The organism is Rhodoplanes sp. (assembly GCF_013377085.1).
Lineage (GTDB): Bacteria > Pseudomonadota > Alphaproteobacteria > Rhizobiales > Xanthobacteraceae > Rhodoplanes.
Window position 1 is genome coordinate 1 of record NZ_JACAAX010000009.1, and the last position, 26,158, is coordinate 26,158.

A 26,158-nucleotide genomic window follows, 5' to 3' on the forward strand; every position below is an offset into this window, starting at 1 on the left:
GGCTGGCCGGGCGTGGCGGGCTGGCCCGGCTGCGCCGGCTGGCCCGGACGCGTGACGGCGGCGCGGGCGGGGCGCGGCTCGCGGATCGGCCGGCGGTCGTTGAGGCCGATCATCATCACGATGAAGTCGGGCCGCTCGGTCGCCAGCGTCTCCTGGATGGTCTTCGGCCAATCGGGATGCTCGCCGCGCGGATCGCTGCGGACGTCCTGCCGGATCAGGCCGGACAGCGTGCGGTGCTTGCGGATGACGCCCATCTCGGGCGACTCGGTGAACGACACCTCGAGCCCGTAGGCGAGCCAGTCGGCCAGCGAGTCGCCGAACACCAGCACGTTGGTGGTCGGCGGGGTCTCGGGCTTCTTGGCGGCCGGCGCCTTGGAGTAGTCGGCCGGCGGCGCCGCCTGCCGCTGCTCCTGCTGCGGCTGGAACGGGTTCCAGTACTGCTGCTGCTGTTGCTGCTGGTACGGCTGCTGCTGGCGGCGGTAGGGATTGCCGAACGGGTTCTGGAACGGGAAGCGATCGTCGAAGAGCTGCGCCGCGGCCGGCGTGGCGCCGGCGAGCGTCGCGACCAGGGTTGCGGTGCCGACCGCCAGCATGGCCGCCGCCTCCACCGCGACCAGCAGAGCGAGCGCGGCAAGGGCGCGCGTAAACCGCTGTGTCATCACGAAAGTCCGCTCCGAACGCCCCGGGCAAAAGACAAAACACGCCGGTTCGCCCGCGCGGACCGACGCAACGCCAGTCTGGCGGCCGACCATGGCGACACGAAGATCGCAGGACCGGGCGGCGTTTTCAAGCCGGCGGGGCGCCGGCGCGCCTCGAAAACCCTGTCTTTCGAGGATGCTACCGCGAGCGCAGGCGGTCCAGCAGGGACGCGGTGGCAAAGCCGTCCGGGACCAGCCCGACGGTCGACTGCCAGCGCTTGATGGCGCTGCGCGACTTGGCGTTGATGCGGCCGTTCGGCTCGCCGCCGATGTCGAAGCCGCGCCGCACCAGATGGGTCTGCAGCTCGTAGCGCTCGGCCGAGGTCAGCACCCGCTCGTGCCGCGGCCAGGCCTGCACGATCGGCCCCTCGCCGCGCATGCGGTCGGCGAGATGGCCGATCGCCATCGCATAGGCCTCGGCCGGGTTGTACTTCATGATGACCCGGAAATTCTTGAGCATCAGGAAGGCGGGGCCGCCGCTGCCGGCCGGCACCAGCAGATAGGCCTTGTCGGCGGGGCGCGGGAATCCCTTGCCGCCCGGCCGGGTGACGCCGAGCCGCGCCCACTCCTGCATGGTGTGCCAGCGCGACGAGTCGGCGAGCAGGAAGTCGAAGCCTTGCGGCAGCACCACCTCGTAGCCCCAGGTCTTGCCCGCCTCCCAGCCGTCCTTCTTCAGGTTGTTGGCCGTCGAGGCGATCATGTCGGGCCGCGAATCGACCACGTCGCGCCGGCCGTCGCCGTCGAAGTCGACGGCGTAGCGCTTGAACGAGGTCGGCATGAACTGGGTCGGGCCGAAGGCCCCGGCCCACGAGCCCTTGAGGTGGTCCGGGATCACGTCGCCACGCTGCAGGATTTCCAGCGTGGAGAGGAACTCGTCGCGGAAATAGGCCTGCCGGCGGCCGACACAGGCGAGCGTCGCGGTCGAGCGCACCACCGACCGATCGCCGATCTGGGTGCCGAAATTCGATTCGACGCCCCAGATCGCGGCGACGACGTAGCGGTCGACCCCGTAGGCCTTCTCGACCGCCGCGAAGGTCGCGGCGTTCTGGGCGACGACCTCGCGGCCGCGCTTGATGCGGGCGTCGCTGACCAGGAGGTCGAGGTAGTCCCAGAACGCCTTGGTGAACTCCGGCTGGGCGTCCATCAGGTCCATCAGCCGCAGCTCGGGCGTCAGCCCTGCCGTATGAGTGTCGAACGTCGCGCGCGAAATGCCGCGGCGCGCCGCGTCGGGCCACAGGCGCGCGATGCAGGCGGGAAACTGGGCGGCGGCCGCCGTGATGGCGTCGGCCGTCATCTCGGGATGGCCGGAGCTGCCGGATTCGCCGCTCCAGTCGCGGGTGCCGCCGGCGCCGCCGGCGGAGGGCCCGCCCGGCTGGGCGCTGGTCGGCGTCACGGTGCCGGTGCTGCGCGTGCCGAACAGCGAGTCGAGGAAGCTCTGGGCCACGGCCGGGCGGCCCGGTGACGCCAGCGCCAGCGCCAAGCCGGCGAGCGCCAGGGCGGCGAGGCGTGCCGTTTGTGTCGCCGACTGTCGGGCCATCGCGTCTCTCCGTCCGGGGCGGCCAGTCAAGGCCGCGCACGGTTTAAGCCATGTTAATCGCCGATGGCGGCCTCGCGGCGCAAATCGGGCGTCTCCAAGGCGCCGCGGCACCGCCGCGCGCGGAACCGTGGCGGGCCGCGTCGCGTTTATGCGACACGGCGCCCGTCCGCCTGTTTATCCATGGACTCGGCTCGGCGGGCGTGGTTCTTTGCCGCGCCTTCGGACCGTGTCGGTCCCGACCTCACGCGATCGCACAATGACCAAACCCATCCGCAAAGCCATTCTTCCCGTCGCCGGTCTCGGCACCCGGTTTCTTCCGGCCACCAAGGCGATGCCCAAGGAGATGCTGCCGGTCGTCGACCGGCCGCTGATCCAGCACGTCGTCGACGAGGCGCGCGAGGCCGGCATCGAGCACATCATCTTCGTGACGGGCCGCAACAAGGCCGTCATCGAGGATCATTTCGACCGCCAGTACGAGCTCGAGGTGACGCTGACGGAACGGCGCAAGTTCGCCGATCTCGAGCATCTCGAGCGCGACCTGCCGATCCCGGGCCAGACCAGCTTCACCCGCCAGCAGTCGCCGCTCGGTCTCGGCCACGCCGTGTGGTGCGCCCGCGACATCGTCGGCGAGGAGCCGTTCGCGCTGCTGCTGCCCGACGTGCTGGTGCAGGCCGAGCGCGGCTGCCTCGCCCAGATGATGGACGCGTACAAAGAGATCAACCAGCGCGCCAACATCATCGCGGTCGAGGAGATGCCGGAGGACAAGCTGCAGATGTACGGCGTGGTCGGCGCCGGCAAGTCGACCGGCAAGGCCTTCGAGGTCACCGAGATGATCGAGAAGCCGGCGCGCGGCAAGGCGCCGTCCAATCTGATCATCACGGGCCGCTACATCCTGCAGCCGGAGATCTTCGACATCCTGGAGAATCAGAGCTGGGGCGCCGGCGGCGAGATCCAGCTCACCGACGCGATGATCAAGCTGGCGATGAGCCAGCCCTTCTTCGGCGTGAAGTTCGAGGGCCGCGCCTTCGACTGCGGCTCCAAGATCGGCTTCCTGACCGCCAACGTCGCCTATGCGCTCGAGCGCGACGACATCGCCCCGGCCTTCCGCAAGGAGTTGAAGGCGCTGCTGGGCGAGTGAGACCGAGGGCGGCATGGGACAGCATGCATCGCCGGTGACGCGGCGAAGTCCAAGGGCAGTTCCCCACCTGCAAGGTTGGCGGATCTTACGGCTGTTCGGTTAGGCCGCTCGCCAGGGGCACGGCTTCACCTCTCCCCGGCGGGGAGAGGGCAAGAACCCCCGGCGTTTTCTCGCCCCTCACCGCTGCAGCCTGACCCCCATCGTAACCTGGGTGGCGTTCCAGTTGAGGCCGGTCTGGTTGGAGTTCAGCCAGTCCTGGCGCACCTCGCTCTTGAGCTGGATCTCGCGGCTGAGCTTGTAGAGCATCGCGAACGACATGAAATAGCGGTGGTCGAGGCGCGGCGAGCCGACATAGTCGTCGATGCCGGTGCCGAACCGCGCGGTGCCGATCAGCCAGCGCCGGAAGGCGTGGTCGATCTGCAGGCTGATGTCGCGGCTGAACACGCCGGAGACGCCCGGCACGACGATCTCGGAGGCGACCGTGGTGCCGACCAGCTTCACGGTGGTGAGGTCGGTGGCCAGATAGGTCAGCGCCCCGTCGATGGTCCAGCCCGACATGTCGGTGAGCGCCGGGTCGACGTAGAACCGCCACAGCCAGCCCGTCGAGGCCTCACCGATCAGCTTGCTGGTGAACTCGAAGGTGGTGCCGGCCTTGACGAAGGTGCCGTTCGAGTCGCGGTCGTAGCCGTTGCGGTCGACCTTGGTGGTGTGGATGCGGGTGTTGGCGCCGGTCTCGATGAACGGCTTGAGGCCCGGCTTGAGCTCGTAGCCGACCCGGAGGGTCCCGCCGTACTGGTTGTACTCGCGGTCGCCGTTGGTCGCGGTCAAGCCGTTGATGTAGTGCGAGTCGGTGTACATCTGGTGGTCGAAGAGGGTCTTCGCCGTCACCTCGAGCCGGTTGAACTGCTGGACATAGCCGAGCGTCGATCCGACGGTCGTCACCATCGGAAAATATTTCAGGCCGGTCTGCACATTGGGGCTGCCGGGCGCGTCGATCGAGACCACGGCCCGCGCCTCGCCCTCGAAGCGCGACAGGCTCGACACGTCGAAGCGGCCGTTCACCCGCGAATCCATGGTGGGCCGGTCGATGTTCTCGGGCGTCGTCGACGACGACACGGTGCCGGGGTTGTCGATCACCAGGCCGTAGTGCTGGCCATACCAGGTGTAGGTGCCGCGCAGATCCGCGTTGAGGGCGTGGCGCTGCCAGTCGGAGCGGACCAGCAGCTCGGGCGACACCATGGTCAGGCCGGAGCCGGGCAGGCCGGCGACGCGGGTCGGATTGGTGTCGAAGCCGCTCTTGATCTCGACGGCGGGCCGCAGCGTGAAGGCGCCGACCCGTACGCCGAGCGGCGCGAAGGGATCCTCCTCGACGCGCGGGAAGCGCCGCGGGATGACGGCCGTGACCGGCACGTTGAGGCGCGAGGTCTGGTCGATGTCGGGTCCGCCGCGCCGCCGCAACCGCCCGGGCACGACCAGCGGGGTCGCGGCCGGGTTGGTGCCGGGCACCAGGGTCGCCGGTTGCGGCGCTTTCTTCAGCCGGGCGGCCTCCTGCTGGCGCTGGGTGAGCGACTGGGGGACGCGCGGCTTGCGGGTGTTCTTGGAATCGAAGCTGGTCGCCGCGGTCGTCGCCGGTCTCGATCCGGGCGGCGCCGTCTCCTCCGTGCCGGTGCGGAACACGGTCCGCCCGTCCTCCGCCGGGGCCGTGGCGCTGCCGGGCCTGAAGGCGGGCGTCAGCAGGCTCCCGCCGGCCGGTGCGGGGGAGAACAGGCCGGGCTGCTCCGTGGCCGCTGGATCGGTCGTGGACGGCTGCGTCTGGGCGAGCGCGGGGGAGAAAGCCGACGCGTAAAGCCCCACGCCGACCATCACGCCCGAGCCGAGCATCGCGAGAGGTCGAGAGGTGGGGCGCGGCACTGATACGTCCTCCACGCCGGCCGGTCGGCACAGAACTGGTTAATTGGAATAGAACGGGCATGGTTAATGGCGGGTTGACGGGCAGCTCTGCGGCGCGTCAGAGACGGTTGCGCGCAGCGGAAAAACGAGTAGAGACGGCGCATGTCAGACGTCACCACGCCGACCGACCGCCCCCCGACATCCGACCAAGACCTGATCGAGACGGGCCTGCGCACCCTCGAGGCGGAGGCCGACGGGATCGCGGCGCTGGCCGCGGCCATGCGAAACGGCCTGCGGGCGCCCTTCGTGGCCGCTGCCGAGACCATTCGGGCCGCGCGCGGCCGCGTGGTGGTGAGCGGCATGGGCAAATCCGGCCATGTCGGGCGCAAGATCGCCGCGACGCTCGCCTCCACGGGCACGCCGTCCTTTTTCGTCCACCCGGCGGAGGCCGGGCACGGCGATCTCGGCATGATCACGCCGGACGACGTGCTGGTGGCGCTGTCCTGGTCGGGCGAGACCGCCGAGCTCAAGAACCTGATCGACTATTCGCGCCGGTTCCGTATTCCGCTGGTGGCCATCACGTCGGAAGCCGCGAGCACGCTCGGCCAGGCCGCCGACATCGTGCTGGCGTTGCCGCCGGCGCGCGAGGCATGCCCGCACAATCTCGCGCCGACCACCTCGTCGCTGATGCAGCTCGCCCTCGGCGACGCGTTGGCGATCGCGCTCCTGGAGAGCCGCGGCTTCACGCCGCTCGACTTCCGGAACCTGCACCCCGGCGGCCGGCTCGGGGCCGCGTTGAAATTCGCCCGCGATCTCATGCACGCCGGCGAGGCGATGCCGTTGTGCGAGGTCGGGTCGCGCATGGGGAACGCGATCGTCGAGATGTCGAGCAAGGGGTTCGGCTGCGTCGGCGTGGTCGGCCGTGACGGACGATTGGTCGGGATCGTCACCGACGGCGATCTGCGCCGCCACATGCGGCCGGACCTGATGGAGCTTCCGGTCGAGCAGGTGATGACCTGCGGGCCGATCTGCGCCAAGCCGGATCAGCTCGCCAGCGAGGCCCTGCAGGTGCTCAACGCCTCGAAGATCACGGCCGTGTTCGTCACCGAGCGCGGCACGCCGGTCGGCATCCTCCACCTGCACGATCTGCTGCGGGTCGGCGTGGCCTGACGCAGGATTTCGTGACGGGCGATCCCCGGGCGAGGTCCGGCGGCGCCGACCGTCCGGGGGCGCTCAGGTCGCCGTCTTGCGGATATCGTCCTGCGGTCGCGTCAGGGTCCAGTGGATCGCCTGGGCGCGGTTCGGCACCCCGAGCCGGGCCAGGATGCCGGAGACGTGGATCTTCACCGTGTTGGGCGAGATCGCGAGCATCCGGCCGATCTCGATGTTGCTGAGGCCCTTGGCCATCAGCTCGAGCACCTGCCGCTGCCGCCGGCTGAGTGCGACCGATGGGCCGGAGCCCTTCGGGTCGGCGTAGCCGGCGAGGTCGTCGAGCTCGGCCGGCTCGCTGGAGGCCGGCGCGACCGCGCGGATCGACCGCTCGATCGTCTCCATCATCCGCTCGAGCCGCGCATTGAACGGCTCGACGCCGAAATCGTCCTTGAGAACGACCGGCTTAGGCCTGTCGGCCGACGCATGCGGCATTAGTGCCGAGATGTCGACATGCAACAGTATGGCGCGGGCCGTGCCCTTGATGTGGGGGAAGCCCAGCATCAGGAACCAGCTCTGCGCCGTCGGCGACGGGCACGGATAGATGAACGACAGGCAATCGACCCGGCCGTGAAGCAACTGGGTGATTCCATCGATGATCCGCCCGGATTGCTCGTCCGCACAGGCGCAATACTGGAGGTAGTTCTGGCCGACCCCGGAGTTAGGCAGCGTGAGGCCGGCTTTTTGTGCGGACTCCTGCCAGGCGGCATTGACGGCCAGAATGGTGCCCGCGCGGTCGAGCAGAACGGCGCGGATAGTAGGCCCTGAAAACAGGGCTTCAATTGGCTCGAAGGACCAGTCGAGCTCTGAATGCGTGGTACACGTCGCGAGGTTATCGATCATAATTCTTGCTTCATGTTCACGGTTGAGCCGCATAGTTCCGAGTCACCCATCTAAATTATTCTAAATATAGACTCCATTACAAGCACTCCCCCGTTCAGACTTAACTGAACTGCAGTTCCTTTGAAGAATCTCCAGCCTTGCCGGTTAACCGTTCGGTATTAATTAACAATTTTTAGGTGTATTTGTTCTCTTTATGGTCCTGTGACATTTTGGGTCCATGCGCGCATAAGTTGTATGCACATATCGATTATTCGTCTTAAACGCGCGCCCGTTTGATCTAGTTGCGTCCGGGTTAATACGGACGGGCGAGCCTAACGGAAACTTCACGACGTTTCCGTCAGGATTCCGGCCGGCAAGCGGTTGGGAATCGGAATGAGTACCTTGAAAATTCGGATCGGGACGAAGATCGCGCTGTCGGCAGCTCTCAGCGTGCTGCTGATTCTCGGTATGATCGCCTATCAGCAAATCAGCAACGGCAATGTCGGGCAGACGGACGCGGCTGCCGACATCCAGCGGGGGATTTCGGAATCCACCGCAACTGCCGAGACCGGGCTGCGGCGGATGGAGGCGACGTTCCGCGACATGCGGGGCGCCCGCACCTCCAAGGATGTCGCAGCCGCCGAGGCGGCGCTGCGGACGGCTTTCGCCAGCGTGACCCGCCATCTCGACGGCGCGGCCGCCGCGACCGACGTCGCTTCGCATCGCGACCTGCTCGCCCGCAGCAAGGCGCTGGTCACTCAGTACGCCGAGTCCGCCTTCGAGCTGGCGCGGCGCGAGACCGAGTATTTCGACACGCTGCTGCCCAACCGCAGCAAGGCGGCCGTGCAGTGGAACACCATCTTCGAGTCCCTGCTCGCCACGCCCGAGATGTCCCGCCGCAGCGCCATGGACGTCAAGGCGGAGCTGTGGAAGGCCTATTCGGTGTTCAATGCGGCGCGCTCGGCGATGTGGCGCTACGCCGCCCTCGGCGAAGCCGAGCAGCAGACCCTCGCCGCCAAGGAGATCGCCGACGCCACCGCCCTGGTCCAGAACGCCCAGGACATGATGAGCGAGACCACCTCGGTCGCGCTCGCCGACGAGCTCCTGCGCTTCGCCGCGACCTACAAGGAGATCAGCGAAGCGGCCATGAAGGCCGAGGACGCCAATACGAAGCTGGTCGCCGAGCGGATGGAGCCGGTGGCGGCCGAGGCGGTCGCGCTGATGCAGGAGGCCGTCAAGGAGACCCGGGCGAGCGCCAGGGCGGCGACCGCCAGCGCGGCCGATCAGCTCTCCCAGTCCGGCCGCATGGGGCTCATTCTCGGGCTGGTGGTCGTCCTCGTCCAGCTCGGCGCCGCCGTGTTCGGCAACGTCTCGGTCGGCCGGCCGATCCGCCGCATCGGCGAGGTGCTGGCGGCGCTGGCCGGCGGCGACAAGACGGTCGCGATCCCCTATGTGACCCGCCGCGACGAGGTCGGCGACAATGCCCGCGCCGCGCAGATCTTCAAGGAAAACCTGATCCGCATCGAGCGCGTCGAGAGCGAGCGCCGGCAGGTCGAGGCCCGCTCGGCGACGGAGCGTGCCGCGACCATGCAGGCGCTGGCAGGCGAGTTCGAGCGCGCGGTCGGCCACATCGTCGAGACCGTGTCGTCGGCCGCGAGCGAGCTCGAGGCGGCCTCGGGCAGCCTGACGACGACGGCCGAGACGACCCAGCGGCTTTCGACCACGGTGGCGGCGGCCTCGCAGCAGGCCTCGGCCAATGTCCAGACGGTCGCCGCGGCGACCGCCGAGCTGACCGCCTCGGTCGACGAGATCAGTCGTCAGGTGGGGGAATCGACGCGGATCGCCGGCGAGGCCGTGAAGCAGGCCGAACGGACCGACGGCCGCATCGGCGAATTGTCGCTTGCCGCCGGCCGTATCGGCGACGTGGTGAAGCTGATCACGGCCATCGCCGAGCAGACCAATCTGCTGGCCCTCAACGCCACCATCGAGGCGGCCCGCGCCGGCGAGGCCGGCAAGGGCTTCGCCGTGGTGGCCCAGGAGGTGAAGGCGCTGGCGGCGCAGACCGGCAAGGCGACCGGCGACATCTCGGCGCAGATTTCCGGCATGCAGGCGGCGACGCAGGATTCGGTCGCCGCCATCAAGGAGATCGGCGGCACGATCGGCAGGATCGCCGAGATCGCGTCCGCCATCGCGGCGGCCGTCGAGCAGCAAGGGGCGACCACGGCCGAGGTATCACGCAACATCCAGCAGGCCTCGCACGGCACCACCGAGGTCGCCCGCACCATCGGCGAGGTCAGCCGCGGCGCCGGCGCCACCGAGACCGCGTCCGAGCAGGTTCGCGGCTCCGCCTCCCTGCTCGCCCGGGAGGGCAACCGGCTGAAGACCGAGGTCGCCAAGTTTCTGCAGACCGTGAGGGCTGCCTGACCGGCCCGCACCGGGCCTCTCCGGGCGCCGACGACGTCGGCGCCGAACAGGTTTCGAAGGACTCGATCCTGAAAGGTTTTCGCATGTCCAAGACCGAGATTTCCGGTTCCGGCGGTATGGCCCGGCTGACGACCGTGTTCACCAACCGTGCGATCGGCACCAAGATCGCGGTCGGCTTTCTCTGCCTGAACGCGATCATGGGCGCGATCTCGCTCGCCGCCTGGGTCAATTTCAACGAGGTGGCGGCCAACTTCCGCACCTTCACGCACGCCGCCGTCGCCGGCAATGTCGCCCGCGACTTCGACCGCGAGTTCCTCGCCTATCGCCGGGTCGCCCGCGAATACTGGCTGTTCGGTCGCGACGTCGATCTGAAGGCGACCCAGGACGGCATCAAGCGCGTCGCCGGGATCCTCGACAAGGGACTCCGGGAGATCGACGATCCGACCCGCCTCGCCGCCTTCAAGACGCTCGCCGCGACCTTCGAGGCGTACCGGACCGGCTTCGACCGGTTGCTGCAGGTCAAGGGCGAGCAGATGCAGATCGCCGGAACGATCCTCGAACCGGCCTTCGCGACGCTCGGCGTCGATATCGAGCAGCTCCAGCGCTGGGCCGTGGAGAAGACCGGCGACATCGACGTGATCATGATGGCCGGCCGCGCCCAGCAGCAGCTCCAGGTGACGCGGCTGAACCTCGGCAAGCTGGCCGGACGTTTCGACCCGGCGGCGGCCGATGCCGCCGCGCAGGCCTTCGAGATCGTCCGCGTCGAGCTGACCGCGATCGGCGGCATGAATCTCAGCCCCGACATGCGCAAGCTGATCGAGGAGACCAAGGCGCTCGGCGACCGGTTCCTCGACGGCTTCAAACGTTACATCGCGCTTTCCACCGGCGTCGACACGCTCGCCTCGGTCGATCTGCCGAAGATCGGCGAGACGATCGGCGTCGACGCCATCGCGATCAAGACGTCGAGCATCGCCGACGCCGGCGCGATCGAGCAGCGGGCCGAGCAGGTGATCGCCGGTACCATCCAGTGGGTGGTCTGGCTCGGCGTCGGCGGCCTCGTCGTCGGCCTCGGCCTCGCCTGGCTGATCGGCCGCAGCATCTCGGTGCCGATCCGGCGCATCGGCGACGTGCTCATGCAGCTCGCCGGCGGCAACAAGGCGGTCGAGGTTCCCTACACGGAGCGCCGCGACGAGGTCGGCGACAATGCGCGCGCGGCCCGCACCTTCAAGGAGAACCTGCTCCGGCTGGAGTCCATGGAAGCCGAGCAGCATGCGACCGAGCAGCGCGCCGCGACCGAGCGCAAGACGGCGATGCAGCGTCTCGCCGGCGACTTCGAGGCGGCGGTGGGCGAGATCGTCGAGACCGTGTCGTCGACGGCCGGCGAGCTCGAATCCGCGGCCCGCACCCTGACGAAGACGGCCGAGACCACCCAGTCGCTGTCCTCGACGGTGGCGTCGGCCTCCGAGCTCGCCTCGACCAATGTCCAGAGCGTCGCCACGGCGACCGACGAGATGACCGCCTCGGTGCAGGAGATCAGCCGGCAGGTGCAGGAGTCGAGCCGGATCGCCAACGAGGCGGTGCGGCAGGCCGAGAAGACCGACGGCCGCATCACCGAGCTGTCGCGGGCGGCGAGCCGCATCGGCGACGTGGTGAAGCTGATCACGGCGATCGCCGAGCAGACCAACCTCTTGGCCTTGAATGCGACCATCGAGGCGGCGCGCGCCGGCGAGGCCGGCAAGGGATTCGCGGTCGTCGCCTCGGAGGTGAAGGCGCTTGCGGCGCAGACCGGCAAGGCGACGGGCGACATCTCGGCGCAGATTTCCGGCATGCAGGCGGCGACCCAGGACTCGGTCTCGGCCATCAAGGAGATCGGCGGCACGATCGGCAGGATCGCCGAGATCGCCTCGTCGATCGCCGCCGCCATCGAGGAGCAGGGCGCGGCCACCGCCGAGATCGCCCGCAACGTGCAGCAGGCCGCGCACGGGACCGAGCAGGTCGCGGCCAACATCGTCGAGGTCAATCGCGGCGCCGGCGAGACCGGCTCGGCGTCGTCGCAGGTGCTGTCCTCGGCGCAGTCGCTGGCGAGCGAGAGCGGCCGCCTCAAGCGCGAGGTCGCGAGCTTCCTGAGCACCGTGCGGGCGGCGTGATCACGTCGACTCTGCAGGTGCCCGGCCGGACGCGATTCGAACTGTCGGCCGGGCATCTGCGCTTCACGAGTCCGGACATGCGTGCCCGATGGAGTCGATGCTCGACATTGTCGAGCGGCTCGCGATCATAACGGAATCATCTCTCGCGACAGGTGCATTCGTCTCGTCTTCGAGTCGCATTTGAGCAAGCTGCACAGGCCGATTCCGCATGGGTGCGTTGCACACCCAAGGTGCGGCCGGAATTTCATGAGCCATTAATGTCCGGCCACATAACTGGCGTGGAGTTTCCCCCACGCTGGACGTTGTCATGCCCCTTCCTCAGCTTCGCTTGTCGGCCCGCATCTATTCCGGGTTTGCCGTTCCCCTGATCTTTGCCGTCGGGCTCGCCGTGTTCGGGAGCTACGGGCTCGTCACCATCAAGTCGTCGGTCGAGCGGATGAGCGCGCTGTCCGAGAACACCATCCGGGCCCTGCAGATCGGCAAGGAGCTCGAGGTGATGCGGCGGGCTGCGCTGCAGTACAAGAGCGACGGTGCCGAAGCCGTCCTGCGGCAGAGCGACGAGGCGGCCAAGCGGTCCGTCGAGCTCCTCGACGCGGCCAGCGCGGCGACGCTGTCGGTGGAACGGCGTGCCATCTACGCGGCGGCCCGCAAGGGCATCGGCGAATACGAGACGCGTCGCAACGAGCTGGTCGTGCTCGGTCGCGAGCTCGCCGCGGAGCGCGGCAAGCTCTTCTCCGGCGGCAACGACCTCGCCGCTGCGGCCGGCAAGATGGTCGACGTCGCGCGCGGCAACGACAGTCTGCCGCTCGCGCTCGCGCTCGCCGAGCTCGAAAAGTACGTCCAGGCTGTCCGGGTCGCCAACTGGCGTTTCCTCGCGACGCGCGATCCGAAAGGGGCCGAGACCTTCAAGGCGGCCGTCAAGAAGGCGGACACCGCAATCGACACGATGCAGGAGTCCGATCTTCCGCTCGACGTCCTGGCGGCGCTCGATCCGATCAAGCAGGCGCTCGCCGCCTATGCCGGGAGCTTCGGCAAGGTCGCCGCCGTGCTGACCAGGAGCGACGCGCTGTTCACGGCCGAGATGGCGCCGAAGATCGAATCGATCCAGGCGACGATGGCCGATGCGCAGGCGACCCTGCAGTCCGACTTCGCCGCGGCGCGCGATTCGTCGGAGGCGACCGTCGCGTCAACCATCACGGTCCAGCAGGTGATGGCGGTCGCCGCGCTGCTGCTCGGTGCGCTGCTCGCCGTCCTGATCGGCCGCGGCATCGCCGGTCCGATCCGGCGCATCACCGGCGTGCTGATGGAGCTCGCCGGCGGCAACCGCTCGGTCGCCATTCCGTATGTGGAGCGCCGCGACGAGGTCGGCGACAATGCCCGCGCCGCACAGGCCTTCAAGGACAATCTCGAGAGGATCGCCCAGGTCGAGGCCGATCGGCGCGACGCCGACGAGCGTGCCGGGACGGAGCGCAAGGCGACGATGCAGCGGCTCGCCGGCGAGTTCGAGCGCGCGGTCGGCCATATCGTCGAGACGGTCTCGTCCGCCTCGACGGAGCTCGAGGGAGCGGCCGGCACGCTGACCCGCACCGCCGAGACGACCCGTGAGCTTTCCACGGCGGTCGCGGCGGCCTCCGGTCAGGCATCGAGCAACGTGCAGAGCGTCGCCTCGGCGGCCGACCAGATGACCTCCTCGGTGCACGAGATCAGCCGGCAGGTGCAGGAGTCGAGCCGCATCGCGGGCGAGGCGGTCAGGCAGGCCGAGAAGACCGACACCCGCATCGCCGAGCTGTCGCAGGCGGCGCAGCGGATCGGCGACGTGGTGAAGCTGATCACGGCGATCGCCGAGCAGACCAATCTGCTCGCCCTCAATGCCACCATCGAGGCCGCTCGCGCCGGCGACGCCGGCAAGGGGTTCGCGGTGGTCGCCCAGGAGGTCAAGGCACTGGCCGCCCAGACGGCCAAGGCGACCGGCGACATCGCCAGCCAGATCACCGGCATGCAGGCGGCGACCCACGAGTCGGTGGTGGCCATCAAGGAGATCGGCGGCACTATCGGCCGCATCGCCGAGATCGCCTCGTCGATCGCCGCCGCCATGGAGGAGCAGGGCGCCGCGACGGCCGAGATCGCCCGCAACGTCCAGCAGGCGTCGCACGGCACCGCCGAGGTCGCGAAGAACATCGTCGACGTCGAGCATGGGGCGGGCGAGACCGGCTCGGCCTCGGCCCAGGTGCTGTCGGCGGCGCAGTCGCTGTCCGGCGAGAGCGGCCGCCTCAAGGTCGAGGTGGCGCGCTTCGTCGAGACGGTCCGCGCAGCCTGAGGCGGCGCGACCTGGTCCGCGCCGCCCGGGGCGGCGTGGACGGCAGCTCCGATCGCGCCAGCCAACCGAGCGGCCGCTTGCAGGCGGCCGCTCGTCGCGTTTCACGGCGGCGATCCGACGAGAGCCCGTGGACCGGGCGCATTACATCGTTCTTACTAGGGTTTGCCGCGGTTCGCGCATCTCGTTGCGCTGACCGATACGTACTTGCACTGATCGGAGGTAGAGTTAAGTCATTTTAACAAACTTTTAGTTGTCCACCCCTGTAATGAACACCGAAATCAACGTCCGTACCGGGATCGTGAGTGCCGGCCGCCCTGCGCGGCCCGGCAACGGCGCATGTGCGCCCGATTCCGCAGCACAGGGTCGGAACAGCACCATGGCTTCCTCTCCGCAGGTTTCCTCCCCGTCGGGACACGGCCTCTCGTCCCTCTACGCCGACCGCAAGATCGGCACCAAGATCATGATCGGCTTTGCCCTCGTGCTGATCATCATGGCGGCGATCGCCGCTGTCTCGTATCGCGGCTTCGGTTCCATCGAGAGGGCCTTCACCCGTTTTGCCGAGGGCGTCGACGAGGTCGCCCTGGTGCGCAACATCGACCGCGAGTTCGTCGGCCTGCAGCGGCTGGCGCGCGAATACATGCTGGCGACGGTGGCGCTCGATCCGCAGCCGGTGAGGGACAGGAAGGCCGCCGTCGAGGCGGCCATCGCACAGGGGGTCGCTCGCATCAGCGTCCCCGAGCGGACCGCCAAGCTGCGCGACCTCGCGGCGCAGTTCAAAGCCTATTCGGACGGCTTCGAGACCATCGTGCCGCTGAAGAACAGCCAGGCCGACCTGCGTCGCACCGTGCTCGGGCCGGTGGGTGGCAAGCTGACCGACCAGGTCGACCAACTGCAGCGGGCGGTGATGTCACGCCCGACCGAAACCGGCGACGGCGTGCTCGCCGGCGCGATCCTCAAGAGCTTCCTGCTCATCCGGGTCAATGTGAGCAAGGCGTTCGGGCGAATCGAGGACACGGCGGACGCGCAGGCCGTCGCCGCCTACAAGGACCTCGAAGCGGCCGTGACAAAGCTCGGCAGCGCGGTCGGCGATTCCGATGTCCGCAGGCTCGTCGACGCCGTCCGCACCGGTGCGGCGGCCTATTTCGACGGCTTCCGGCGCTACATGGCGATCGAGCAGCAGATCGTGGCGCTGGTCAACACCGAGATGCCGAAGCGGGCCGAGGCGATCGGCAAGGACACGGTTGCGATCCGCGACGATGCGATCGCCGAGCAGAACCTCGTCCAGACCGAGACCAAGCACCTGCTCGCCACCACCATGACGTTCGTCGGCGTCGCCGCTCTCGGCGGCCTTCTGCTCGGCGTCCTCTTGTCCTGGATCATCGGCCGCGGCATCTCGCACCCGATCGTGCGGATCGGCGAGGTGCTGGTCGCCATCGCGGGTGGCGACCGGTCGGTGGAGATTCCTTATGTCGGCCGCCGCGACGAGGTCGGGGCCAACGCTCGCGCCGCCCAGTCCTTCAAGGACAATCTGGTGCGGCTCGTCGCCATGGAGGCCGACCAGCGCGCCGCCGACGAGCGCGCCGCCAGGGAGCGCCAGGCCGCCGTCCACAAGATCGCCGACGAGTTCGAGGCGGCGGTCGGTGAGATCGTCGAGACCGTGTCGGCGGCCGCGACCGAGCTCGAGGCGGCCTCCGGCAGCCTGACCAAGACGGCGGAGACGACGCAGCGGCTCTCTACCACGGTCGCCAGCGCGTCCGAGGAGGCGTCGGCGAACGTCGAGAGCGTCGCTTCGGCGACCACCGAGATGACCTCGTCGGTCAACGAGATCAGCCGCCAGGTGCAGGAATCGACCCGCATCGCCGCGGCGGCGGTGAAGCAGGCGGAGAAGACCGACAGCCGGATCGGCGAGCTGTCGCAGGCGGCGAGCCGCATCGGCGACGTGGTCAAGATGATCACGGCGATCGCCGAGCAGACGAATCTTCTCGCGCTGAATGCGACGATCGAGGCGGCGCGCGCCGGCGAGTCCGGGCGGGGCTTCGCCGTGGTGGCCAACGAGGTGAAGGCGCTGGCGTCGCAGACCGCCAAGGCGACCGGCGAGATCGGCGCCCAGATCGCCGGCATGCAGGCGGCGACGCACGACTCGGTCACGGCCATCAAGGAGATCGGTGGCACCATCGGCCGCGTCGCCGAGATCGCCGCCGCCATCGCGGCCGCGGTCGAGGAGCAGGGCGCCGCGACCGCGGAGGTCGCACGCAACATCCAGCAGGCCTCGCACGGCACCGCCGAGGTGGCCCGCACGATCGGCGAGGTCAGCCGCGGTGCGGGGGCCACCGAGGCCGCCTCCGAGCAGGTGCGCAGCTCCGCCACCATGCTGGCCGTCGAGGGCAGCAAGCTCAAGGACGAGGTGCGGCGCTTCCTGATGAACGTCCGCACCGGGCCGCTCGATCGCCGCGAGACCGACGACCCGGGCTACACGGGGCCCGAGCGCCGGACCGACCGGGTTGTGACCCGGAGAGAGCGCGCGGCCTGAGGCAGCGGCCCGGCCGGCGGCTGCCGCCGGCTGCTCCGCCCGCGGTCGTCAAGCGGCTACGGCATGCACACATCGCTTGCCATGCATGAAAGCCGTCATGCGCGGGCTTGACCCGCGCATCTATCAAGAACGTAAAAATGCGTTTTTCGAAAGAAGATGGATCGCCGGGTCAAGCCCGGCGATGACGCCGAGCACGATGGGTTTCACCCTGCTTCACAACCAGATCTCTCGGTCAGTCGAGATCTGCAGATCCCGTAGGATCAAACGGAGGATCGGGGGCACTTGGTCCGCGGTCCCTCCGGTTTGCAGGTCTCCGCCCGGCCGGGCGAATCCGCAGTCGATACAACCGCCAGGACACCATTCTCCCGCATGACGTCATGGACTGCAAAGCACGCTTATCGGGTGTAACGAATTTTAATCAGTTCAAGCGCATCTTGGCTGAATAGTACCTCCGTATGATCAGCCGTGCGGGTGCGCCGACCGGTTTCTGCGGCCCGACGTTCAGTGCCAATCCGGTTTCGGAGACTCCTGAAATGTCGCGAATGAACATGACGATCGGCCGCAAGATATATGCCCTCATCGGCCTTTCCGTTCTCGGCCTGTTCGGCGTGGTGGCGCTCGCTGCGAGCGAGCTCGGCACCAGCCTGACCCAGCAGAAGCAGCTCGAGCTTCGCCATCTCGCCGAGCTGGCCATCGGCATCGTCAAGGAGGAGCACGCGGCCGCCCAGGCCGGCCGCGTCGGCATCGAGGAGGCCCAGAAGCGGGCCATGGGCCGGGTCGCCGCGCTCCGCTACGGCAACAACGACTACTTCTGGATCAACGACATGCAGGTGCGCATGGTGATGCACCCGACGCAGCCGAAGCTCGACGGCACGTCGCTCGTCGATTTCAAGGACCCGAACGGAAAGGCCCTTTTCGTCGAGGCGGTCGATCTCGTGCGCCGCGACGGCACCGGCGTCCTGCCCTATCAGTGGCCGAAACCCGGCTCCGACAGGCCGCAGCCGAAGCTCTCCTATGTGGCGGGTTTCGCGCCCTGGCAATGGGTGATCGGCACCGGCGTCTATGTCGACGATCTGCAGGCACAGACCTGGGCCTCGACGCAACGCGCCCTGATCGCGGCCGGCTTGGTTCTGCTGATCACGCTCGGCGTGTCGGTTTTCATCGCGCGGCGCATCACCGGGCCGCTGCACCAGATGACCGGCACCATGAAGGAGCTCGCCGCCGGCAAGCTCGATGTCGAGATCGCCGGGGTCGGCCGGCACGACGAGATCGGCGAGATGGCCGAGGCCGTCGCCGTGTTCAAGACCAATGCGGTCGAGCGGGTTCGCCTCGAGGCCGAGCAGAAGGCGGCCGAGCTTCGCGCCGTCGCGCAGCGCAAGGCCGACATGGTTCGGCTGGCCGACCAGTTCGAGGCGGCGGTCGGCGGCATCATCGGCACGGTGTCGTCGGCGGCGACCGAGCTGGAGGCGACCGCGACCACGCTGACCCGCACGGCCGACACGACCCAGCAGATGTCGGCGACCGTCAGCGCCGCATCGGAGGAGGCCTCGACCAACGTCCAGGCCGTCGCGGCGGCGACCAACGAGATGACGTCGTCGGTGCACGAGATCGGCCGCCAGGTGCAGGCGTCGAGCCGCATCGCCGACGCGGCGGTGAGCCAGGCGGCCAAGACCGATGCGCGCGTCGGCGCGCTGTCGGTGGCGGCCAACAAGATCGGCGACGTGGTCAAGCTGATCACGGCGATCGCCGAGCAGACCAACCTGCTGGCGCTCAACGCCACCATCGAGGCGGCGCGCGCCGGCGAGGCCGGCCGCGGCTTCGCCGTGGTGGCCAACGAGGTGAAGGCGCTGGCCGCTCAGACCGGCAAGGCGACCGGCGAGATCGGCGCCCAGATCTCCGGCATGCAGGCGGCGACCCAGGAGTCGGTCGCGGCCATCAAGGAGATCAGCGGCACCATCGGCCAGATCGCCGAGATCGCCTCGGCGATCGCGGCGGCCGTCGAGGAGCAGGGCGCGGCGACGTCCGAGATCTCGCGCAACATCCAGCAGGCCGCCGCCGGCACCACGCAGGTGGCCGAGAACATCACCGAGGTGAGCCGCGGCGCCGAGGAAACCGGCGCGGCCTCCGGCGAGGTCCTGAGCGCCGCCGGCCAGCTCGCCGGCGAGAGCAACCGCCTGCGGCTCGAGGTCCAGAAATTCCTCACCACCGTGCGGGCGGCGTGACACCAACCGCCGCGAACTCTGACTCGTCATGCCCGCGCTTGTCGCGGGCATCCACGTCTTGAAGCGGCCCTGCAGCAAGGAAGGCATGGATGGCCGGGACAAGCCCGGCCATGACGCAGCGGAGCGGTCAGTCTCTGCCGCCGCTGGTATGAGTCGCGCAGCGGATGCCCGACCGAAGCCACCGGCTCAACCGGCGGGCGGCTTCGTCGGGCCGACGCACCCGAAGGTGAAGCAATCCTCGGCATTGCAAATGCGGAAACGCTCAACCTGTTATATAAATAATACCACCTAGATGGATTAGTTAATTTCCAGATGGATTAGTAATTTGACCAAACTGCATTGATAAACAGATCGGCGAATCTTCGAATAATTTCTTATCAACGTTAAAGTAATACCTTCAGGCGAATCTCCTACTCCGCAGAAGCCGTTGCGTCACATCAGCCCCGACCTGTTCCGGTCAGTGCTCGTGACCTGCCCGGCGGCCTGCATCCCGGCCGCCGCCAGGCGGCGGTTGGACCTGCGATCCTGACGGAGTGCCCGATGTCGCTGCTGACCCGTATCCGAATTCTCCCGAAGATCCTGAGCGTGATCGCCCTGCTCGCAGCCGTCGCCGGGTTCGGCGCGTGGTCCGCCGGGCAGAAGATCACCGAGGTCGACAACGCCTACTCGCGCTATCTCGACGCCGACGTGGTGGCCTGGGTCTCGACCGCGCGGATGACGCGGGCGATCTACAATTACGAGATGCTGCTGTACCGGATGATCGCCGAGACCGACGACGCGCAGATGCGCAAGCTGATACCGGAGATGGACAAGGCGATCGAGCTGGTCGGCCGCAATGTCGCCACCGCCAAGGAAAAGGCGCCGCAGCACGCTGCCCGGCTGGCGCAGAACGAGCGACTGGTCCAGCAGGCCCGCGAGGCGGCCAAGTCGGTGATGGAGCTGACTCTCCAGAACATCAACGACAAGGCGACGGAGCAGATGCGGCAGAACGTCGATCCGCTGATCGGCAAGGCGATCGCCGATATGCTCGAGCTCGGGACCGTGCTCGACAAGGACATCAAGGCCGGCTCCGACGCGCTGACCGCGACCAGCAACGCGGCTGCCATGTCCAACTACGTCATCGTCGGCATCGGCGTCGCGGTCGCGCTGGTGCTCGGCTTCGCCATGGCCCAGTTCGGCATCGCCCGGCCGCTCTCGCAGCTCACCGCCGGCATGCACGAGCTCGCCGGCGGCAATTTCGACGTCGTGCTCGCCGGGGTCGGCCGCAAGGACGAGATCGGCCAGATCGCCGGCGCCGTCGAGGTCTTCAAGGTGAAGGCGGCCGAGAAGGCGCGGCTGGAGGCGGCCGAGAAGGCGCAGGCCGACCAGCGCGCGGCAGCCGATCGCAAGACCGCGATGCACAAGCTCGCCGACGACTTCGAGTCGGCCGTCGGCGAGATCATCGAGACGGTGTCGTCGGCCTCGACCGAGCTCGAAGCCGCGGCCGGCACGCTGACCCGCACGGCCGAGACGACGCAGCAGCTCTCCACCACGGTCGCCTCGGCGTCCGAGCAGGCCTCCGCCAATGTCCAGAGCGTCGCCTCGGCCACCAACGAGATGACCTCCTCGGTCAACGAGATCAGCCGGCAGGTGCAGGAATCGACCCGCATCGCCGGGGAGGCCGTCAAGCAGGCCGAAAAGACCGACGCGCGGATCGGCGAGCTGTCGCAGGCGGCCAACCGCATCGGCGACGTCATCAAGCTGATCACGGCGATCGCCGAGCAGACCAATCTGCTGGCGCTCAACGCCACCATCGAGGCGGCGCGCGCCGGCGAGGCCGGCAAGGGCTTCGCCGTGGTCGCCCAGGAGGTCAAGGCGCTCGCCGCCCAGACCGGCAAGGCGACGGGCGACATCTCGACCCAGATCGCCGGCATGCAGGCGGCGACCCACGACTCGGTCGCGGCCATCAAGGAGATCGGCGGCACCATCGGCCGCATCGCCGAGATCGCCTCCTCGATCGCCGCAGCCATCGAGGAGCAGGGCGCGGCCACGGCCGAGATCGCCCGCAACGTCCAGCAGGCGTCGCAAGGCACCACCGAGGTGGCCCGCAACATCACCGATGTGAGCCGCGGTGCCGGCGAGACCGGCTCGGCCTCCTCGCAGGTGCTGTCCTCGGCGCAGTCGCTGGCCGGCGAGAGCAACCGCCTCAAGCTCGAGGTCGGAAAATTCCTGCAGACCGTGCGGGCCGCCTGATCAGCGGCACCCCGTCTCGCGTCGAGCCGCCCGCCGCATCTGCGGCGTGCGGCTTTTTTTATCTACACGGGGGCGTTTGTGTAGTCGACAATGGCTGATGGGCTATACGGACGCGGCTAGACGAATTGTCCACTCCATCTCTTATAGCAAATGTAGATTATATACGTCAGGTGGCACTCGCGAATACGCGAACCTTCAGTGGTAGTCATGCGTCATTACATGACGTCGACATATTCGCATAAAGATAAAATTAAACGGATCAGCCCCATCATCGTACCGCTTTCGCGAGCGAGCAGTCGCTGCGGATTCCTGCAGGCCAGCCGCATTTCCGGTCGTGGCCTCTGCGTGGAACACACCTCGCATGATGCGCCGGCCGGCAACGGCCGCGGAGGCCAGAAATGCGCCGGATACCCTTGTTTCGATTGCTGCTCCTTCTCGTTTCGATCCCCGTGCTCGGCCTGGCCGTGTTCGGCACCCAGCTCGCCTGGGAGAGCTGGTCCCGCTACAGCGATCTGACGCGGGCGTCCTCCCTGCTGCGGCTCGCCGTCGCGACCAGCCGCCTGGCCACGGCGCTGCCCCCCGAGGCGACCGCCGAGCGGGAGCTGATCGCCGGCACCGGCGACCGCGCCCGCACCGAGGAGCTGCGGCGCGTGGTCGACACGCTGTATGCCGGCTTCCGCGAAACAGTGACGCCCGACGTCCTCAAGCATCCGGCGATCGAGCGTCACGTGCGCGGGCTCGAGGACAAGATGCAGAAGGTCCGCGAGATCCGGCAGCAGATCGACGCCAAGGCGGTGCAGAACGTCGCCGCGGCGACGCTCGCGGTCGCGCCGATGGTCGGCCAGGCGATCGATCTCGTCGGCAGCGCCTCCGCCATCGTCAGCGACGCAGTGCTGTCGCGCCGCATCGTCGCGCTCTACGCCACCTTGCAGTTCGCCGACAGCTCCCTGCTCCAGCGCGGGTCCGGCCTGGTGTCGCTGCAGGATGGCAAGCTGGCGCCCGACGCTTGGCTGCTTCTCAGCCGCGGCCTCGCCCTGAACGGTCCGTTCGGAAAGCTCTTCGTCGACTTTGCGCCGGCCGATGCCGTCGCGCTCTACACCAAGTTCGATGCGGCCAACGGCCGCGACCTGCAGGCCCTGCGCGACCTCGCCGTGAAGCCGACGGGCCAGCCGGCGTCGTCCTCTCAGATCAAGCGGTGGGAGGAGCTGAGCGCCGATCAGACGGCGTTGTTCGGCAAGATCGTCGGCGTGACGATCGACGGCATCAGCGCCGAGAACACGCAGATGCTGAGCGACGCCTGGCGCGGCCTGCTCGCCTATGTCGGCGTCGTCGCGGCGGTGTTCCTGGCCATGCTGGTGTTCGGCCGGACGGTGATGCGCATCGTGCGGGATCTGCTGGGGCAGCTCGTCGACGTCATCAACAGCATGCGGGACGGCAACTTCGCCATCGCGATCCCGCATCTCGATCGTGGCGACGAGATCGGCGCGATGGCGCGCGCCATCGAGGGCTTCCGCGAGAATTTCGTGCGGGCCCAGAAGGAGGAGGCGGAGCGCAAGGCCGCCGAGGCGGCGGCGCAGCGCAAGGCCGACATGAACCGGCTCGCCGGCGACTTCGAGGCGGCGGTCGGCGACATCATCGACACGGTGTCGTCGGCGGCGACCGAGCTGGAGGCGACTGCGACGACGCTCACCCGCACGGCCGACACGACGCAGCAGAGGTCGGCGACGGTCAGCACCGCCTCGGAAGAGGCCTCGACCAACGTCCAGGCCGTGGCGGCGGCGACCAACGAGATGACCTCCTCGATCGGCGAGATCGGCCGCCAGGTCCAGGCGTCGAGCCGGATTGCCGAGGCCGCCGTGAACCAGGCGGCCAAGACCGACGCCCGCGTCGGCGAGCTGTCGCAGGCGGCGAGCCGCATCGGCGACGTCGTCAAGATGATCACGGCGATCGCCGAACAGACCAACCTGCTGGCGCTCAACGCCACCATCGAGGCGGCGCGCGCCGGCGAGGCCGGCCGCGGCTTCGCCGTGGTGGCCAACGAGGTGAAGGCGCTGGCCGCTCAGACCGGCAAGGCGACCGGCGAGATCGGCGCCCAGATCTCCGGCATGCAGGCGGCGACCCAGGAGTCGGTCGCGGCCATCAAGGAGATCAGCGGCACCATCGGCCAGATCGCCGAGATCGCCTCGGCGATCGCGGCGGCCGTCGAGGAGCAGGGCGCGGCGACGTCCGAGATCTCGCGCAACATCCAGCAGGCCGCGGCCGGCACGACCCAGGTGGCCGAGACCATCACGGAGGTGAGCCGCGGCGCCGAGGAAACCGGCGCGGCTTCGGGCGAGGTGTTGAGCGCGGCCGGCCAGCTCGCCACCGAGAGCAATCATCTGCGCACCGAGGTGGAAAAGTTCCTCGCCGGCGTGCGGGCGGCCTGAGGCCCCATCGACGGACCCCTCGCGGGTCGTCGGCGCGTTGTCCCGCGGCGGTGTCTCGCGGGCGGGTAGAGGCGTTCGAACAGCGGTGGCCGGCGCGTGCCGGCCATTCCGATTCCGCAAGCCGAGGCCGAGACCGGATCCGCGCCTGCGCGGTGCGATCGGAAAGTCCGATCGCGACAGCACTTCCGAACGACAACGCGCAGCTTTCGACAAGATCGACGCAATTGCATCGGTCAGATTGTCGCCGGACTGCAAAGACCTGATTAAAAGCCGATAAGTTCGGTCCACATCCTTGAAACGTCATCGGAATACCGTCTGGCCGTCGACGACCTCGCCCCCGTCAACGGTCGGCGTGATCTCGTCGCAGGCTCGATGGGAATTCCAATGTCGCTTCTCGCCAATGTCCGACTCCTCCCGAAGATTCTGAGTGTCGTCTTTCTTCTCGCTGCGATTGCGGGCTTCGGGGCCTGGTATTCGAATCAGAAGATCCAGGCCGTGGACGCCGGTTATGCACTGTTCATCGACAATGAAGCGATGGCGCTCGTCGCAGCGGCGCGATCCAATCGCTCGCTGTACCAATACGACATGCTGCTGTATCGCCTGATCGCCGAGACCGACGACGCGCAGAAGCGGAGCCTGCCGGCGGAGATCGACAAGGCCGTGGCGGCGGCGCAGCAGAGCCTGGCCGAGGTCAAGCGCAGGCTGCCGCGCATCACCGACCACCTCGTGGGTTACGAACGCAGCATCGGCGAGATCGTCGCAGCGGCGAGGCCGGTCGTCGACCTCGGGTTGCGCGGACAGCGGGACGAAGCCGTCGCGCAGATGCGAGGCCGTATCGATCCGATGCTCGGAAAGCTGTTCTCCGACATGGCCACGATGGCGATTGCGCTCAACAAGGACATCAAGCAGGGCGCGGCCGATCTGGGGGCCACCACGGTCGCGGCCCGCCAGTCGAGCTACGTGATCATCGGCGGCGGGATACTGATCGCGCTGCTGATCGGCTTCGCCGTCGCCCGGTTCGGGATCGCGCGGCCGATCATGTTGCTCACCGCCGGCATGCATCAGCTCGCGAACGGGAACTTCGACGTCGTGCTGGCCGGCGTCGGCCGCAAGGACGAGGTCGGCGAGATCGCCGAGGCGGTCGAGGCGTTCAAGATCAAGGCGGCCGAGAAGGCGCGTCGCGACGCCGAGGCGCAGGCCGAGGCCGGGCGGCAGGCCGCCGCCGAGCGCAAGTCGTCCATGTGCACGCTCGCCGACGAGTTCGAGGCGGCGATCGGCGGCGTGGTGGATACGGTGTCGACGGCCGCGACCGAGCTCGAGGCCGCCGCCGGCACGCTGACGCACACGGCCGAGACCACCATGCAGCTCGCGGCCGCCGTCGCGACCGCGTCCGAGCAGGCCTCCGCCAACGTCCAGAGCGTCGCCTCGGCGACCGACGAGATGACCTCGTCGGTCGACGAGATCAGCCGTCAGGTGCAGGAGTCGACCCGCATCGCCGGCGAGGCCGTCAAGCAGGCCGAGACGACCGACGGCCGCATCACCGAGCTCTCGCATGCCGCGCAGCGCATCGGCGACGTGGTCAAGCTGATCAACGCGATCGCCGAGCAGACCAACCTGCTGGCGCTCAACGCGACCATCGAGGCGGCCCGCGCCGGCGAGGCCGGCAAGGGCTTCGCCGTCGTCGCCCAGGAGGTCAAGGCGCTCGCCGCCCAGACCGCCAAGGCGACCGGAGAGATCGCGACGCAGGTGTCCGGCATGCAGGCGTCGACGCAGGAGTCGGTCGCCGCCATCAAGGAGATCGGCGGCACCATCTCCCGCATCTCGGAGATCGCGTCCTCGATCGCCGCGGCGATCGAGGAGCAGGGGGCTGCGACCGGCGAGATCGCCCGCAACGTCCAGCAGGCCGCCCAGGGGACCGCGCAGGTCGCCTCCAACATCACCGAGGTGAATCGCGGCGCCGGCGAGACCGGCGCGGCCTCCTCGCAGGTGCTGACCTCGGCGCAGTCGCTCGCCGGCGAGAGCAACCGCCTCAAGCTCGAGGTGGGGAATTTCCTCGCCGGCGTGCGGGCCGCCTGACGGCGGCGTGCGGGCGGCGTGACGCGTCACGCCGCCGTCGGCGTCAGTCGTCCACCCGCTCCACGTGGACGGTCGCCCCGTCGACATGGGTGACCTTGATGCGGCTGCCGGCCGGAGCGTCGCTGCCGGTGACGCGCCAGATCGTGTCGTCGACCGCGATCGTGCCGGCGCCGCCGACGATCGGCCGCTCCAGCGTGAAGATGCGGCCGACCATCGCCTCGATGCGCCGGTTCAGGAACGGCTGGTCGCTGGTCTGGCCGGCGCGGGCGAGCCGGCGCCACAGCGGGATGGCGGCGAGCGAGATCAGCGCGAAGGCGAGCCACTGGAGCTGCCAGCCCCAGGCGATCACGAACGACACCAGGCCGACGATCAGGGCGGCGATACCGAGCCACAAGAGGAAGATGCCGGGCACCATGATCTCGGCGATCAGCAGCACGGCGGCCGCCGTCAGCCAGCCCCAGGGGCCGAGCGCGGAGAGGATCGACATGGC

General features: G+C 68.6%; 14 protein-coding genes and 1 pseudogene. 10 read left to right on the forward strand and 5 right to left on the reverse strand.

Annotated features, from left to right (window positions below; genetic code table 11):
- A pseudogene (locus HXX10_RS08755) lies at positions 1 to 659 on the reverse strand (hypothetical protein); the annotation flags it as partial.
- A 178-nt stretch (positions 660 to 837) separates the two neighbouring features.
- Complete coding sequence (locus HXX10_RS08760) at positions 838 to 2,235, reverse strand: lytic murein transglycosylase (protein ID WP_296521756.1); 1,398 nt, start codon at positions 2,233 to 2,235, stop codon at positions 838 to 840.
- Positions 2,236 to 2,491: 256 nt separating this feature from the next.
- Here HXX10_RS08760 and galU point away from each other — a divergent pair, with 256 nt between their 5' ends.
- The gene (gene galU / locus HXX10_RS08765) at positions 2,492 to 3,373 is read left to right on the forward strand and encodes a UTP--glucose-1-phosphate uridylyltransferase GalU (RefSeq protein WP_296521759.1); all 882 of its coding nucleotides are present in this window, start codon (positions 2,492 to 2,494) and stop codon (positions 3,371 to 3,373) included.
- A 177-nt stretch (positions 3,374 to 3,550) separates the two neighbouring features.
- Here galU and HXX10_RS08770 read toward each other — a convergent pair whose 3' ends face one another.
- A complete protein-coding gene (locus HXX10_RS08770) occupies positions 3,551 to 5,254 on the reverse strand; it encodes an outer membrane beta-barrel protein (protein ID WP_296521761.1) in 1,704 nt (567 codons plus the stop codon).
- Between the two features lie 171 nt (positions 5,255 to 5,425).
- Here HXX10_RS08770 and HXX10_RS08775 point away from each other — a divergent pair, with 171 nt between their 5' ends.
- Positions 5,426 to 6,433 carry a KpsF/GutQ family sugar-phosphate isomerase gene (locus HXX10_RS08775; protein ID WP_296521763.1) on the forward strand — a complete coding sequence of 336 codons (1,008 nt, stop codon included), beginning with the start codon at positions 5,426 to 5,428 and terminating at the stop codon, positions 6,431 to 6,433.
- 63 nt (positions 6,434 to 6,496) lie between these two features.
- Here HXX10_RS08775 and HXX10_RS08780 read toward each other — a convergent pair whose 3' ends face one another.
- Positions 6,497 to 7,348 carry a response regulator transcription factor gene (locus HXX10_RS08780; RefSeq protein ID WP_296521764.1) on the reverse strand — a complete coding sequence of 284 codons (852 nt, stop codon included), beginning with the start codon at positions 7,346 to 7,348 and terminating at the stop codon, positions 6,497 to 6,499.
- Positions 7,349 to 7,687: 339 nt separating this feature from the next.
- Here HXX10_RS08780 and HXX10_RS08785 point away from each other — a divergent pair, with 339 nt between their 5' ends.
- The 8 genes from HXX10_RS08785 (at position 7,688) to HXX10_RS08820 (ending at position 25,668) form a co-directional block, all read left to right on the forward strand.
- Entirely contained in the window at positions 7,688 to 9,718 is a 2,031-nt protein-coding gene (locus tag HXX10_RS08785) for a methyl-accepting chemotaxis protein (protein ID WP_296521766.1), read from the forward strand.
- 83 nt (positions 9,719 to 9,801) lie between these two features.
- The gene (locus tag HXX10_RS08790) at positions 9,802 to 11,865 is read left to right on the forward strand and encodes a methyl-accepting chemotaxis protein (RefSeq protein WP_296521768.1); all 2,064 of its coding nucleotides are present in this window, start codon (positions 9,802 to 9,804) and stop codon (positions 11,863 to 11,865) included.
- A 307-nt stretch (positions 11,866 to 12,172) separates the two neighbouring features.
- The gene (locus tag HXX10_RS08795; protein ID WP_296521770.1) at positions 12,173 to 14,182 is read left to right on the forward strand and encodes a methyl-accepting chemotaxis protein; all 2,010 of its coding nucleotides are present in this window, start codon (positions 12,173 to 12,175) and stop codon (positions 14,180 to 14,182) included.
- Positions 14,183 to 14,558: 376 nt separating this feature from the next.
- Positions 14,559 to 16,712, forward strand: a complete 2,154-nt coding sequence (locus HXX10_RS08800) for a methyl-accepting chemotaxis protein (protein ID WP_296521772.1) — start codon at positions 14,559 to 14,561, stop codon at positions 16,710 to 16,712.
- 533 nt (positions 16,713 to 17,245) lie between these two features.
- The gene (locus HXX10_RS08805) at positions 17,246 to 18,934 is read left to right on the forward strand and encodes a methyl-accepting chemotaxis protein (RefSeq protein WP_296521774.1); all 1,689 of its coding nucleotides are present in this window, start codon (positions 17,246 to 17,248) and stop codon (positions 18,932 to 18,934) included.
- A 540-nt stretch (positions 18,935 to 19,474) separates the two neighbouring features.
- Positions 19,475 to 21,166: a methyl-accepting chemotaxis protein gene (locus tag HXX10_RS08810; RefSeq protein ID WP_296521775.1), complete on the forward strand. Its 1,692-nt coding sequence runs from the start codon at positions 19,475 to 19,477 to the stop codon at positions 21,164 to 21,166.
- A 398-nt stretch (positions 21,167 to 21,564) separates the two neighbouring features.
- Positions 21,565 to 23,592: a methyl-accepting chemotaxis protein gene (locus HXX10_RS08815; protein WP_296521777.1), complete on the forward strand. Its 2,028-nt coding sequence runs from the start codon at positions 21,565 to 21,567 to the stop codon at positions 23,590 to 23,592.
- A gap of 384 nt (positions 23,593 to 23,976) precedes the next feature.
- A complete protein-coding gene (locus tag HXX10_RS08820; protein WP_296521779.1) occupies positions 23,977 to 25,668 on the forward strand; it encodes a methyl-accepting chemotaxis protein in 1,692 nt (563 codons plus the stop codon).
- Between the two features lie 43 nt (positions 25,669 to 25,711).
- On the opposite strand, the gene HXX10_RS08825 is transcribed toward HXX10_RS08820, so the two are convergent.
- A complete protein-coding gene (locus HXX10_RS08825) occupies positions 25,712 to 26,155 on the reverse strand; it encodes an NfeD family protein (protein WP_296521781.1) in 444 nt (147 codons plus the stop codon).
- Positions 26,156 to 26,158: the final 3 nt, after the last annotated feature.

Coding starts and splice junctions, on each gene's coding strand:
- HXX10_RS08760 (WP_296521756.1), bottom strand. CDS start 2,235: ATGGCCCGACAGTCGGCGACACAAACGGCACGCCTCGCCGCCCTGGCG.
- galU (WP_296521759.1), top strand. CDS start 2,492: ATGACCAAACCCATCCGCAAAGCCATTCTTCCCGTCGCCGGTCTCGGC.
- HXX10_RS08770 (WP_296521761.1), bottom strand. CDS start 5,254: ATGCTCGGCTCGGGCGTGATGGTCGGCGTGGGGCTTTACGCGTCGGCT.
- HXX10_RS08775 (WP_296521763.1), top strand. CDS start 5,426: ATGTCAGACGTCACCACGCCGACCGACCGCCCCCCGACATCCGACCAA.
- HXX10_RS08780 (WP_296521764.1), bottom strand. CDS start 7,348: ATGCGGCTCAACCGTGAACATGAAGCAAGAATTATGATCGATAACCTC.
- HXX10_RS08785 (WP_296521766.1), top strand. CDS start 7,688: ATGAGTACCTTGAAAATTCGGATCGGGACGAAGATCGCGCTGTCGGCA.
- HXX10_RS08790 (WP_296521768.1), top strand. CDS start 9,802: ATGTCCAAGACCGAGATTTCCGGTTCCGGCGGTATGGCCCGGCTGACG.
- HXX10_RS08795 (WP_296521770.1), top strand. CDS start 12,173: ATGCCCCTTCCTCAGCTTCGCTTGTCGGCCCGCATCTATTCCGGGTTT.
- HXX10_RS08800 (WP_296521772.1), top strand. CDS start 14,559: ATGGCTTCCTCTCCGCAGGTTTCCTCCCCGTCGGGACACGGCCTCTCG.
- HXX10_RS08805 (WP_296521774.1), top strand. CDS start 17,246: ATGTCGCGAATGAACATGACGATCGGCCGCAAGATATATGCCCTCATC.
- HXX10_RS08810 (WP_296521775.1), top strand. CDS start 19,475: ATGTCGCTGCTGACCCGTATCCGAATTCTCCCGAAGATCCTGAGCGTG.
- HXX10_RS08815 (WP_296521777.1), top strand. CDS start 21,565: ATGCGCCGGATACCCTTGTTTCGATTGCTGCTCCTTCTCGTTTCGATC.
- HXX10_RS08820 (WP_296521779.1), top strand. CDS start 23,977: ATGTCGCTTCTCGCCAATGTCCGACTCCTCCCGAAGATTCTGAGTGTC.
- HXX10_RS08825 (WP_296521781.1), bottom strand. CDS start 26,155: ATGTCGATCCTCTCCGCGCTCGGCCCCTGGGGCTGGCTGACGGCGGCC.